General features: G+C 37.6%; 16 protein-coding genes and 1 other RNA gene. 13 read left to right on the top strand and 4 right to left on the bottom strand.

What is annotated here, in order from left to right:
* Positions 1-7 precede the first annotated feature (7 nt).
* From CVT17_RS05295 to rnpB, 4 genes are all read left to right on the top strand, one after another.
* Complete coding sequence (locus tag CVT17_RS05295) at positions 8-829, top strand: thiamine-phosphate kinase (RefSeq protein ID WP_107858721.1); 822 nt, start codon at positions 8-10, stop codon at positions 827-829.
* Positions 807-1,931: a tRNA pseudouridine(13) synthase TruD gene (gene truD / locus CVT17_RS05290; RefSeq protein ID WP_107858722.1), complete on the top strand. Its 1,125-nt coding sequence runs from the start codon at positions 807-809 to the stop codon at positions 1,929-1,931. Before CVT17_RS05295 ends, truD begins: the two co-directional genes overlap by 23 nt.
* A 457-nt stretch (positions 1,932-2,388) precedes the next feature.
* A complete protein-coding gene (locus CVT17_RS05285; RefSeq protein WP_159070453.1) occupies positions 2,389-3,006 on the top strand; it encodes a Type 1 glutamine amidotransferase-like domain-containing protein in 618 nt (205 codons plus the stop codon).
* A gap of 180 nt (positions 3,007-3,186) precedes the next feature.
* Positions 3,187-3,512: RNase P RNA component class A (gene rnpB / locus CVT17_RS05280), an RNA gene on the top strand.
* A 14-nt stretch (positions 3,513-3,526) separates the two neighbouring features.
* Here the strand turns inward: rnpB and CVT17_RS05275 are convergent.
* The 4 genes from CVT17_RS05275 to CVT17_RS05260 are packed head-to-tail and all read right to left on the bottom strand — an operon-like array spanning position 3,527 to position 6,286.
* The gene (locus tag CVT17_RS05275; protein ID WP_054196712.1) at positions 3,527-3,754 is read right to left on the bottom strand and encodes a hypothetical protein; all 228 of its coding nucleotides are present in this window, start codon (positions 3,752-3,754) and stop codon (positions 3,527-3,529) included.
* Positions 3,747-4,118 (bottom strand): flagellar export chaperone FliS, encoded by a 372-nt coding sequence (gene fliS, locus CVT17_RS05270; RefSeq protein ID WP_072594313.1) that lies wholly within the window; start codon positions 4,116-4,118, stop codon positions 3,747-3,749. Before fliS ends, CVT17_RS05275 begins: the two co-directional genes overlap by 8 nt.
* 9 nt (positions 4,119-4,127) lie before the next feature.
* Positions 4,128-5,888, bottom strand: a complete 1,761-nt coding sequence (fliD, locus tag CVT17_RS05265) for a flagellar filament capping protein FliD (RefSeq protein WP_107858724.1) — start codon at positions 5,886-5,888, stop codon at positions 4,128-4,130.
* 2 nt (positions 5,889-5,890) lie between these two features.
* Entirely contained in the window at positions 5,891-6,286 is a 396-nt protein-coding gene (locus CVT17_RS05260) for a FlaG family protein (protein ID WP_107697661.1), read from the bottom strand.
* 120 nt (positions 6,287-6,406) lie between these two features.
* On the opposite strand from CVT17_RS05260, the gene CVT17_RS05255 reads away from it, so the two are divergent.
* From CVT17_RS05255 to CVT17_RS05215, 9 genes are all read left to right on the top strand, one after another.
* The gene (locus tag CVT17_RS05255) at positions 6,407-6,751 is read left to right on the top strand and encodes an ornithine carbamoyltransferase (protein ID WP_103600853.1); all 345 of its coding nucleotides are present in this window, start codon (positions 6,407-6,409) and stop codon (positions 6,749-6,751) included.
* The gene (gene rsmD, locus CVT17_RS05250) at positions 6,748-7,314 is read left to right on the top strand and encodes a 16S rRNA (guanine(966)-N(2))-methyltransferase RsmD (RefSeq protein ID WP_107858725.1); all 567 of its coding nucleotides are present in this window, start codon (positions 6,748-6,750) and stop codon (positions 7,312-7,314) included. Before CVT17_RS05255 ends, rsmD begins: the two co-directional genes overlap by 4 nt.
* A gap of 64 nt (positions 7,315-7,378) precedes the next feature.
* Positions 7,379-8,431 carry a flagellar basal body P-ring protein FlgI gene (locus CVT17_RS05245; protein WP_107770295.1) on the top strand — a complete coding sequence of 351 codons (1,053 nt, stop codon included), beginning with the start codon at positions 7,379-7,381 and terminating at the stop codon, positions 8,429-8,431.
* Positions 8,431-8,730 (top strand): rod-binding protein, encoded by a 300-nt coding sequence (locus CVT17_RS05240; RefSeq protein ID WP_054196705.1) that lies wholly within the window; start codon positions 8,431-8,433, stop codon positions 8,728-8,730. Before CVT17_RS05245 ends, CVT17_RS05240 begins: the two co-directional genes overlap by 1 nt.
* A 58-nt stretch (positions 8,731-8,788) precedes the next feature.
* On the top strand, positions 8,789-8,992 hold the full coding sequence (locus CVT17_RS05235; protein WP_072594307.1) for a flagellar biosynthesis anti-sigma factor FlgM: 204 nt from the start codon (positions 8,789-8,791) through the stop codon (positions 8,990-8,992).
* Positions 8,993-9,005: 13 nt separating this feature from the next.
* Positions 9,006-9,437 (top strand): flagellar export chaperone FlgN, encoded by a 432-nt coding sequence (gene flgN / locus CVT17_RS05230; protein ID WP_107770297.1) that lies wholly within the window; start codon positions 9,006-9,008, stop codon positions 9,435-9,437.
* A 3-nt stretch (positions 9,438-9,440) separates the two neighbouring features.
* Positions 9,441-11,312 (top strand): flagellar hook-associated protein FlgK, encoded by a 1,872-nt coding sequence (flgK, locus tag CVT17_RS05225; RefSeq protein ID WP_103600858.1) that lies wholly within the window; start codon positions 9,441-9,443, stop codon positions 11,310-11,312.
* Complete coding sequence (locus CVT17_RS05220) at positions 11,309-12,076, top strand: TIGR02757 family protein (RefSeq protein ID WP_107858726.1); 768 nt, start codon at positions 11,309-11,311, stop codon at positions 12,074-12,076. The genes flgK and CVT17_RS05220 overlap by 4 nt, the downstream gene beginning before the upstream one ends.
* A gap of 66 nt (positions 12,077-12,142) precedes the next feature.
* The gene (locus CVT17_RS05215; RefSeq protein ID WP_103582861.1) at positions 12,143-12,679 is read left to right on the top strand and encodes a superoxide dismutase family protein; all 537 of its coding nucleotides are present in this window, start codon (positions 12,143-12,145) and stop codon (positions 12,677-12,679) included.
* Positions 12,680-12,683 lie beyond the last annotated feature (4 nt).

Below are 12,683 nucleotides of genomic sequence, written 5' to 3'. Positions count from 1 at the left end.
TGGCCCGATGGATAAAGAAAATTTCACGATTGAATGCTTTGGTAACGCTTATATTGGCGATGATGCGGCTGTGCTTGGCAAGCAGGTCTTTAGCAAGGATATTTTTGCTGAAAACTCGCACTTTAAGCATGGCTGGCTAAGCCTTGAAGAGATCGGCTACAAGGCGATGATCGTAAATTTTTCAGATACAATCGTGATGAATGCTAGGCCAAAATTTGCGCTTCTTGGACTTAGTTTGCCAAAGAATTTTTTGCCGCAGCAAATCAAAGAGCTAAGCGCTGGCATAAACAGAGCGTGCGAGGAGTTTGGCGTAAAGATAATCGGTGGCGACACGATAAGTAGCAAAATTTTAAATATAAGCGTTAGTATAATTGGCGAGCTAAATGGTAAAGCTGTGCTTAGAAAAAATGCAAAATACGGAGATCTGGTAGCTTTTACGGGCGAGCTTGGAGGTAGCAAAAAGGGGCTAAATTCGCTTCTGAGGCTAGCTAAAATTTCAAAAAACTCGCGATTTAAAAAACCTATTTTAAGAGATAATTTTTTCTACAAAGCAGCTCATCTTATAAACTCCGCTATGGATATCTCAGATGGGCTAAATGCTGATCTTGCTAAGCTTTTAAAGGCTAGCAAAAAGGGTGCTAAATTTACAAAAAAGCTAAGTAAATTTGAGCTTAGTAGCGGCGAAGAGTATGAAATTTTATTTACTTTTTGTCCTAAAAATTTAAACGCTATCAAAAGGATCGCCGCAAAAACACGGACAAAGATTAACGTCTTTGCAAAAATTTCAAATAAAAGGTTAAAACAAAATGCAAGAAACCACCACTTTTAAGCCACTTTATGCGCTCACTCATGCACCCATCGAGGCTTATTTTTCTAAAAATTCAGATGATTTTGTCGTGCGTGAGATACCGCTTTACGAATTTAGTGGGGATGGCGAGCACTTGATCGTTGAAATTTCTAAAAAAGATATGACGACACAAGAGGCCTTGCACGTCTTAAGTGAGGTCACTGGAGCTAAGATGCGCGACTTTGGCTATGCTGGGCTAAAGGACAAGCAGGGCATGACGACGCAGTTTATCTCTATGCCACGCAAATTTGAGAGCAATTTAGCGAATTTTAGCCACGAAAAGATGAAAATTTTAAGCCTAAATGCGCATAAAAATAAGCTTCGCATCGGACATCTAAAGGGAAATAGCTTTTTTATCCGCTTAAAAAAGGTGCTACCAAGTAATGCCAAAAAGCTAGAGCAAGCATTTGTTAGTATTGATAAAATGGGCTATGCAAACTACTTTGGCTATCAGCGTTTTGGTAAATTTGGCGACAACGCCGAAACTGGACTGGAGATACTTAAAAATGGGACGATAAACGGCAAAAAGAGTAAAAATCCAAAGTTAAACGACTTTTTGATCTCGGCATATCAAAGCGATCTTTTTAACCGCTGGCTTAGCAGACGCGTGGAGATTTCGAGGTTTGCGCAGGATTTTAGCCTAGGAGAGCTAGCTCAAATTTACCCGTATTTTGACAGTGCGATTTTGAAAAATTTAAAATCGCAAAAGAGATTTTTTAAACTGATAGAGGGCGAAGTTTTGGGCCACTACCCGCACGGCAAGTGCTTTTTGTGCGAGGATTTGGGCGCGGAGGGCGCGCGATTTGACGCTAGAGATATCACTAGCTGCGGGCTGATCGCGGGCGCGAAGGCGTATGAGGCGCAGGGGGCGGCGAGAATGGTAGAGGATCAAGTTTTCGCGCAGGCAAATGAACACAAAGCTAAAATGACGGGATCTAGGCGCTTTGCGTGGTGCTACTTGGAGGATACAAGCTACAAATACAACGAGGAAAAAGCGCACTTTACGATAAATTTTACGCTGCAAAAAGGCAGCTACGCAACGGTGGTGCTAGAAGAAATCTTGCATAAAAACATCTTTGAATAGGGCGGCGACTCGTCTTGTGAGCGCTTTTAAATGATTTTTGTGTCTATGCCGGTAACTGCAAGCAGAGTATAAATTTTGCTCTGCGATAGGCTGTATGCCTTATTTTTGGACGAAATTTACTTCTTTTGTTTAGCTACGAGCATAGTGGCACATAAAACATTTAAAACCATCTCGCAAAACTTCGCCTTAACTTTCAAGTTTAAATTTCACAAATCAAAATTCACCTCGCCTGACGCTCTTTAAAAGCTGTGAGCCAAGCGGTACAAAAATACTTTACTTTATTATTTTAAATTTAAATTTGTGGCTAAATTTATCAAATTTTTGCACCAAGATCCTTATCCTAAAATCGCTAAATTTTACCCGTAAAGCAAGATGCGCTGGCGACGCGAAACACAAGTGTTTCTAGGCTCGTTTGGATATAATGGGTTTGCAAATTTATATTTTAAAAGGATTAAAAATGGCAAATATTTTTCTTTGCTCTTACTTTGCGGAGGTTGCGAGCAAGATTAATGAAGTGGTAAATTTTCAAGGCAAAGATATTGTTTTTATAGATACTGCGGCCAAATTTGAAGAGGTAAATTTCTACGTCGGCGAAGCGGCGGAGATTTTAGAAAATTTTGGTGCGAAGCTAAGACACCTTGACGTCTCTTGCGCCAAGGATTCGGCAGCGCTAGTATCTAGCCAAGATGAGCCATCTTGTGAAGATAAAATTTTATCTACTATTAGTCAGTGCGACATCATTTACGTTAGCGGCGGAAATACGTTTTATCTGCTTAACGAGCTGCAAAAATCGCGCGTCTGGCAAGCTATAAAAAATGCAGTCAAAGCGGGCAAAATTTATATCGGTGAGTCGGCGGGAGCGATAGCGGCGGCTCCAGATACGAAATATGCTACGCTAATGGATGAAAATAGCCCAAATATGAGCGATTTTACGGGGTTAAATTTAGTTAATTTTTGCGTCGTGCCACACTTTGGCTGCGAGCCTTTTACGCAGGCCACGTGCGAGATAATGGAGAAATTTGGGGACTCGTACGATTTACGACCTATGAATAATGCTGAATTTATTTCACTTTGAGATAAAAATACAGCTGTTTTAAGAGTAAAATTTATATAAAATGTTAAGCTAGGCTTTTGCTCAAAAGGTTGTCTATAAAGTCGCTTTTTGTGTGTAAAATTATATGGCTTAGAAGAAGTAAGTGTAGTTGTAATAAAAGCTAAAGCTATAAATTTAAGCCAAAACCGCTATAATTTTGACCTGGCACGGTAAGTGATCGCTTTTGTTTTTACAAAAGAGGAAAGTCCGAGCTGCGATAAGACAAGGTTCCATCTAACGGATGGCTAGGGAAACCTAAGGGATAGTGTAACAGAAAGCAGACTTCCGCTTCGGCGGTAAAGGTGAAACGGCGGAGTAAGAGCCCACCGGCACGCTTGGTAACTTGCGTGGCCATATAAACCCAACCTGCAGCAAGAAGGGATGGTTTTGGTCTTATATTAAAACCCTTCGCTAGAGTTTGTTTGTAAAAGCAAGCGTAGATAAATGATCGCTCAAGACAGAACTCGGCTTAACGCCGTGCCTTTAAATTTATAAAAATTGATTAGTTTGTTACGTATTTTTGAGCTTTTTGTAGCTTTATAAGCTCATTTTGGATGTGTGAAGACTTACTTTTTAAAAGCTCTATTGCACCGCCAATTAGTGCTTGTGCTTCTTGTGCTAGAGCTAGGCTAGTAAACATATCTTCACTAAAATTTTGTGATAAAGCAGCTATCTTGCCTGTATCTTCGTTTATCAATGCTAATTTAAACTCATTGATCCAACTATTCACCTGACGTTACCTCTCTCCATGCTTCAGATAGTTGCTTTACAACATTGGTTACTTCATTTAAAGCTGCGACATCGTTTTGTATATTTGCCATAGCAAGAAGCTGCATCTGTCTTGTATAAAGGCCGCTAAGATAGTGAGCTACATCGCCTTGAGAATAATCAAGCGAATTTAAAAGCTCAACAAAAATAGCGTTTGTCCTATTTATATAATAAACTTTTTTCTCTATATCTCCAGCTTCTATCGCCTTTTTTGTACGAAATATAAATTTTAAAATCCCGTCATAAAGCATTTCTATTAATTTAGTTGGGGACTCAATGCCCCCAAAACTAGACTGTGCGTATGCACTATATGCACTTTGATTCATCTTTCTCTCTTATTTTCTGCTATTTATCTCTGCATCGATCATTGATTTTAGTGTTGAGAACTGATTTTCTAAGCTTGCTATGATAGCGTTATACTTGATAAAACGCTCTTGCATTGTTGTGTACTTTTCATCTAAAAGCTTTTGTGTGCTCTCTTTGTTTTTTGTGATCGACTCATTCTCGTCTTTTAACTGATTTTGCATAGCAACCATCGTACCACTTTTGCCAACGACACCATCAAGCATTTTAGCTAGCTTTGTAAATAGCCCATCTGTCTTTTTGGTTACTGGATTTATAGTAGCTTCATTCATACCTAGAGCTGTTAAGGCTGAATTTTTACCTTTTACCTCGATATTTTCGCCATCGCTTCTTTTTAAGACGATTCTTTTGCCACTTTTATCAAGACTAGCTGTAACTCCAGTTATACCAGCGTCATTTATGGCTTGTTGAAGTTTTAGCGCGTTCTCTTCGGCTGTGGCTGTGGCAGTAGTTGAGAATGTAACTGACTTGCCGTTTATCGTAAGATCGCCAGCTTTTATGTCTAATGCTCCAGCGCTAACAGTCGATGCTCCCATATAGCTTATTGGCTCGATCTTGCTTGATCCCATGAAAAATTTCTGAATCTCTTCAGGATCTTTGCTAAGAGCTGCATTTAGTTTATTTAGATCAAGCTGAAGCTGTCCGTCTTTATCAGGCACTATGCCATATTTACTTAATGCTTTGCCTTCGCTATCTTGTCCATTTACAAGACGACCAATGTTTGATCTTAAACTTGAAATTTCGCTAACGCCTTGGAAAGTGCCAGCCCCCTTTTCCTCGTCATATTTTGTGGCTATACCAAGGTTCATGGTCATTAGGTTGTAGTCTTTGATAAATTCTTCAACCGCTTTTATTACCTCTTTTGTATCCTGAGAGACGCTTACGTTTGTTTTACCAGTTTCATTTAATGTAATAGAAATTCCCGGTCTTAAGTCGTTGAAAGTATTCTTGCTTCTTTTTACATTTACTCCGTTATATGTAAATTCCGCATCTTGTGCCTTTAAAATTCTATTTTTTTCAAAATTTGATGTCATCTTTGGTGTGCCATCAGGATTTGTTAGCAGAGTGCCATTTGCATCTTTATCTTGAAACTGCGTACTATCCCAGCCTAGCTTATCTAAAACGCCAGCTGTATCATTTGAAAATTTAATAGTCTGTGTTGCGCCAGTGTTGCCTGATTGAAGCATGATTTGATTTGGTTTATCTCCGCCAACGTTTAAAATTCTAGCTTGCAATTTACCGCCACTAATATCATTTATCTTGTCTACAATATCTTGATATGTGGTTGATCTAGTTACGCTAATAGAAAATTTTTGTCCATCGATCTCAATGTCAAAAGAGCCGTTATTTGTCGCACCTACTAAGTTTGAAGCGTTTTTGAAATTTGAGCTTTGAAATGTATCTTTTTGAGCAAGTTTTTGCACATCGATACTAAAATTTTGCACGCTAACACCATTTGCCGCTGAGGCTGTTACGCTTTTGCCAGCATTATTTGTAGTTCTTTTTAGATAAAGTGCCTCTCCGCCAAGTGTTTTGCCACTTACGTTTACGTTGCTAACTAGAGTTTTTAGCGCTGCAAGGTCTTTTTGCTTTAGGTCGTTTCTCTCTAGCCTTTTTGTTAAAGGCTTGATCTGTCCTGCTTCATCTGCTTCTTTTAATTTCTTGATAAGATCATCATTTAGTCCGCTATTTTTTGTGCCGATGCCTAAATTTGTTACATTACCTACTGCCATTTTTAACTCTCCTTGTCAAAAAGTATTCCGATACTTTCTTTGAAATACTCACTTATTCTTATAGCCTCTTTGCTTGGAAGTTGTGTTATCTCTTCGCCAGTTTTAGCATCTTTTACTTGCACGACCATTAAATTTAGCTTCTCATTGTAAGCAAACCTTACATTAGTATCGAGTTGCTGCATTTGATAGTTTAGTCTGTCAGTGACCTCTCTTGTTCTTTTGGCAAGCTCTTCGTTGCTAAGTCCGTCTAGCTCGTTAACATCTTTGGTTTCATTGTTTTTATCAGCATTTAATTTTATATCAGAATGCTCAATAGGTCTGCTATCTATTTGACGCTGAGCAGATGTGCTCATGCTCGTATCTAGCACCTGATTTGCTGCTGCCTTAAAGATTTCCATAGTTTTACTCCTTAAAACTTACGTTATCTTCTACATCGGTAAAATTTTAAAATCCTTTAGTGTTTATATAAATTTTTGATTATTTAGGCTAAAATCGAGCAAAAATTTATAGGAAGAGATATGAAAATTTCATTTGAGTGCGAGTGTATTTTACTTCAAAAGACACTGCTGCTTTTTTGTGGAAATTTGGCTGCTCATCATAAGGATTGTGATTTTGTAGTGAGTGACCGCGAGATCGTGACAAAAAAACCGCTATTTATAATAGGTAAAAATGCTCATCTTTCTCATCCTTTTACTAAAACGACACTCCTTGATACGCTTGAAGAATTTTACTCAGCTATGCAAATTTCAAAAGTAAATGAGCTAAATGAAGCTAAAAATGAAAAGAGCTTAGAAGAGAAAATCTCACTTTTGATAGATAAATTTAAAGCCGATTTGCTTGAAATTTTAAGGGCAAATCAGTGAAGCTTTACACTAAAATTTCAAGTGGTAAATTTAAAGGCAAAAGGCTTGAACTACCAAGCCTAAGCACGACTAGAAGCACAAAAAGCATCGTAAAAGAGTCCTTTTTTAACGTCATTAGAGATGAAATTTACTCACTTACATTTATAGAGGGTTTTGGTGGAAGTGGCGTGATGGCAAGCGAGGCCGTTAGCAACGGAGCGCGTGAGGCTATCGCTATAGAAAAAGATAGAGCTGCTTTTAAGATTACGCAAAGCAACCTTGCTAGCCTTGGAGTTACAAATTTAAAAGCGATAAATGGTGATACTTTTTCTGTCTTGCCTGATCTTGTAAATTCTCAAAGTGGTAAAGTCTTGCTCTACCTTGATCCACCGTTTGACATAAGAGCTGGCTTTGATGATATCTACGAAAAGCTTGTAAATTTAATATCACAGCTAAAAAAAGAGAAAATTTACATGATAGTTTTTGAGCACAACAGTGACTTTAAATTTAGCGATGAAATTTCTACATATAAGCTTGTAAAATTTAAAAAATTTGGAGTTACTTCGCTCTCTTACTTCCAATAATTTATAAAAAATTGGAACATCTTTTGCTTTAAAAACCTAAAATAGCTAAATTTTAGGAAAAAATATGAAAAAATTTTTATCTTTTGTAGCAGCTTCAGTGATAGCTACTTCAGCTTTTGCTACGCAGATAAAAGAGCTTGCAAGTATAGTTGGCGTAAGAGATAACCAGCTAATAGGCTATGGTCTAGTTGTCGGACTAAACGGCACAGGTGATGGCTCAACGTCAAAATTTACGATCCAGTCTTTATCAAACATGCTTCAAGGTGTAAACGTAAAGATAAACCCAGATGATATCAAGTCAAAAAACGCAGCTGCTGTTATGGTAACAGCTAAGCTTCCTGCATTTGCAAGGCATGGCGATAAGCTTGATGTCGTGATCTCATCTATCGGCGATGCAAAAAGTTTGCAAGGTGGTACTCTTCTCATGACGCCACTAAAAGGCGTTGATGGTGATATTTATGCTTTGGCTCAGGGTGCTTTAAGTATCGGTGGTAAAAGCGTGGGCAGAACAGGTGGCAACCACCCAACCGTTGGCTCTATCCTAAATGGAGCTTTGGTTGAACGAGAAGTTACTTATGATATTTACAATCAAGATAGTATAAGACTAAGCCTAAAAGATACAAATTTTAAAACCGCTCTTGATATCCAAAATGCTATAAATGCAAATATCTCTGACGATACCGCAAAGGCGATCGATCCAAGAACGGTTATCGTTAAAAAGCCAGATGATGTTAGTATTATCGAGCTTGTAAGTGCTGTGCTTGATCTTGATGTGGAGTATAAGCCAGATGAAAAGATAGTGGTTGATGAAAGAACTGGCACGATAGTAAGTGGCATAAATGCTGTGGTTAGTCCAGTTGTCTTAACACATGGTGCAATCACAATAAAAATAGAGCCAAATAGCTACGATGAAGCAGCGCAAAACGATGTAAATATAGGAAGCGACACATCTGTTGCACCTAGTCAAAATTTACTTAAAATTTCAGGTGAAAAAACAACCGTTGCAAATGTAACAAGAGCTTTAAATAAGCTTGGGGCAACACCAAGCGATATTATATCGATACTTGAAAATTTAAAGCGAGTTGGTGCGATACAAGTTGATTTGGAGATAATATAATGCAAATAGATAACACCTTAGCGCTAAATTCATACAATGAAATTTCTACAAATAAGATAAAAAACGCAAATGCTAAACAAGATGCACTTTTAAAAGAGCAAACTGATGCGTTTGAGGCATATATGGTAAAGGCTGTGCTTGATATTGCTTTAAAAGAAGATGAGCACAACTCGCTATATCCAAAGGCTGCTGGTAGCGATATCTATAGGTCAATGTATAACGATGCAATGAGTAAAGCATTGAGTGGAAATCTTGGTTTTTCAGAACTTTTGTACGATTTTTTAAAGAGAGACTCTTAAGTAAATTTATATTCTGCCGATGTAGTGATATAAATATTTTATTTTAAGAGGTATGAATATGATAAGGCCTTTAAATCAAAGACCAAATTTTCAGGCAAATACGCTAAATAAAAATAGCGATGCCAAGGTCGAAACTCAGAGTAAAGAAGTAAGAACAAACGAAAACGCAAAGCTAAAAGAGATAGCTGATGCCATAGCAAATGGTACTTATCAGGTTGATATCTCAAAAACGGCTAGGGCTGTGGCTGATGCGTTGCTGTAATTAAGGAATTTAAATGATAAAAAAGCTTTTGGACGAGGCTATAGGCGAGCTTGATGAGCTCATAAATTTAACCATACAAGATATCGCAAATATAAAAGAAGCTAAGCACTCAAGTGTTGATGAGAGTGTAAAGAAAAAAAATGCCTTAGTTCGTGCATTTGAAGATATAAAAAGAGCACTAGATAAAGAGCTTTTAAAGGTATCAAAAGAGAGCGGTACGACTACACTTGCTAGTGTTTTAGACGATGAAGTGAAGTCAAAGCTTGTTCTTATGCGTTCAAAGCTTGAAAATTTACATAAAGTTAATAAAGAATATGCAAGGCATGTTGTTGCTGTTAAAGAATTTTTTGACTCACTTAATGAAAAGATTTTTGGCACTAAAGCAAGTGAATACGGCCAAGATGGGAATAGCATAGATAATAATTTTTATAAATCAAGGGTTTAAAAAATGGCTAATATTTTTATGTCATTAGGCACGGGTGTTTCAGGACTAAATGCAGCCCAGCTTCAAATAAGTACAACCGGAAATAATATCGCAAACGCCGATAGCAACTACTATACAAGGCAGCGTGTTGTCCAATCTGCATCTCCAGCGATGAATACAGTCCCTGGTGGAGTTGGCACAGGCACACAAGTAGATACTATAACAAGGCTTCATGATGAGTTTGCCTACTCAAGACTAAAATACTCATCGTCAAATTTAGAAAATACAGCCTATAAACAAAGAATTTTGCAAGAAGCTACAAAATATTTTCCTGATCTAAAAGATAATGGAATGGTGAAGGATATTCAGGAGTATTTTTCCGCGTGGAATAACTTTGCTTCAAACCCTAATGCAGGTGCTCAGAAAGTAAATTTGATAAATAAAGCAAGTGTATTGACTGCAAGTATCAACCGCTCATCAAAGATGCTTTATGATATGCATGAAAAGATTGATGAAACAATAAAAATAAATATAAATGAGATAAATTCGCTAGGCAGGCAAATAGCAAATATTAATAAGCAAATCCAAAGAATAGAATCAGGCGCGGACGCTGGTATAAAAATAAATGCAAACGATCTTCGTGATAAACGTGATGAGCTTGAGCTTGCTATGTCAAAGCTGGTAAATACAGCAGTTTATAAAAGCGATCTAAAGAGCAATTCTAGGGTAGATACAGGAATAACAGATCAAGGAAAATACTACAATCTAAACATTGGCGGTGTAAGTATCGTTGATGGTGTAAATTTTCATGAAATTTCTATGAGTTCAACCGAAAGTGGACGATATACAAAAATTTATTATGAGAGAGAAGACGGTAGAAGAATCCCAATGGAAGAAAAGATTACAGGCGGTAAAATCGGAGCCGCACTCGATCTTAGGGGTAGAAACTACGAGCCAGATAATGATAAATTTAGCGACGGAACGATCCAAAAATACATTGATAATCTAAATACATTTAGTAAAACCTTAATAACAAGTACAAATAATATCTATGCCGAATCCGCAGTTGAAATTTCTAACTCAGATCCGATAAGTTATTTAGAAGGCGATAAGACATTGATGAATCATGATAATAGTATAAGAAACGGAAGTTTTGAAGCTATTGTTTATGATAACAAAGGCAATGTCGTGGCCAGAAAAACTATAAATGTAAATGGTACGACGACGATGAATGATACAAGATATGGCAACTCTATCGTAAAAGACTTTAACTCAAACTCAGATGACAATAAAGATAATAATATGCTAAATGACGTTGATGACTTTTTTGAGGCGTCATATTTTTATGATAAAAATACTCAAAAAGGTACATTTTCTCTCATTCCAAAACAAGCTCAAGGGCTTTATAGTATATCGATAGTCGATCACGGTACAAATTTTCCAGGCGCTGTTGGCATAAATAGATTTTTTTCAGGTACTGACTCAAATAGTATCGGCATAAATCAAAATTTTACCCAAGACCACACAAAGCTTCGTGCCTATTCAAAGCCAGTTATCGGAAATAATGAAGTTGCAAATAAAATGATCCAGCTTCAGTATCAAAAGCAGACCTTTTACTCAAGTGGTATAGCGCTTGATAGAGATGAGACGATCGAGGGATATTACCGCTATCTTACGACTGACATGGCGAGTGATACAGAGGCAAATAATACGATCCACGATACAAATACATCTTTGCAAAAGACAGCTGAAGAGGAATTTCAATCAACAAGTGGCGTAGACACCAATGAAGAGCTTACAAATTTGATCCGCTTTCAAGCAAGTTATGGCGCAGCAGCAAAGATCATCACAACCGTTGATCAAATGCTTGACACGCTTCTTTCACTAAAACAATGATCGAACTAAAGAGCCTTTTAGACTCGCACGTACTTAGCAAAAATACAAATTTGGGGCTGTTTGAAGCCCCAGATCCACTTCAGGTAGCCACTAAATTTAAAGAGCCAAACATAGCGCTCATTTGTGCGTTATTTGCTTATGGCAACGCAAAAATGATAGTGAAATTTCTAAATTCGCTTGATTTTGGTTTGCTTGATGAGAGCGAGCAAAATATCAAGAAAAATCTTTCAAGTTTCAAATACCGCTTTCAAAATGAAAAAGATGTAAAAGAAATTTTTATCACTCTCTCACGCCTAAAAAAAGAGGGTGACATAGAAGAAATTTTACGCCAAGGTCTTGCAAAAAATGGCGAGATGATAGAGGGCGTAAATGAGCTTATAAAATTTATATATAAGCTAAATTCTTACCGCTCTGACGGATATGAGTTTTTCTTTTGTAAGAGTTTTGACAAAGAGCCACAAAGCCCATATAAACGTTACAATATGTATCTTCGCTGGATGGTAAGGGATAGCGACATTGACCTTGGACTGTTTAAAAATTTACCAAAAGATAGGCTTTTGATGCCACTTGACGTGCATACGCATAGAGTTTCTTTAAATTTAGGACTTATAAACAGAAAGAGCTACGATTTCAAAGCAGTCATGGATCTTACAAAAAAACTTAGAGAATTTGATGAGTTTGATCCGATAAAATACGACTTTGCGCTTTATAGAATAGGGCAGAGTAAAGAGTTAGAAACTATCATAAAAAATCTTAATCAATAAAAATTATTGCTAAATTTTTAAATTTAGGGTAGACTTGCCATACAATTTTATCCATAAGGAGCTTGTATGAAAAAAATCGTTTTACTAAGTGCAGTGTTAGGAACTTTGCTTTTTGCTCACGAAGGCCATCACTTTGATCCAAAGGCTGGAGAGCATCTAGTTATACCTGTTAATGAGCTAAGCGAGAAGGGCGATAAGAGTGTCGGCGAAGTAGTAGCTGTTAAGACAAACTACGGCGTTGCATTTTTTCCAAATTTAAAAGGACTTACTGCAGGGCTACACGGCTTTCACATCCATGAAAATGCTGACTGTGGCGCGACTGAAAAAGGCCTTGGCATGAAAGCAGGCGGTCACTGGGATCCAGCTGGCACAAAAATGCACTCTTTTGCTTGGGATGATAAAGGTCACAAAGGCGATTTGCCAGCACTTTACGTAGATGCTGAGGGCAATGCGAACTATCCAGTGCTAGCTCCAAAGATAAAGAGTCTTGACGAGCTAAAAGGTCACTCATTAATGGTTCATGTTGGTGGTGATAATCATAGCGACAACCCAAAAGCACTTGGCGGTGGCGGTGCTAGAATGCTTTGTGGCGTTATTAAGTAGTCAC

The sequence above is a fragment of the Campylobacter concisus genome, assembly GCF_003048775.2.
In the GTDB taxonomy this organism is placed as follows: Bacteria; Campylobacterota; Campylobacteria; order Campylobacterales; family Campylobacteraceae; genus Campylobacter_A; species Campylobacter_A concisus_I.
Note: the sequence above shows the minus strand (reverse complement) of the source record. Positions and strands in the feature narration are given on the sequence as shown.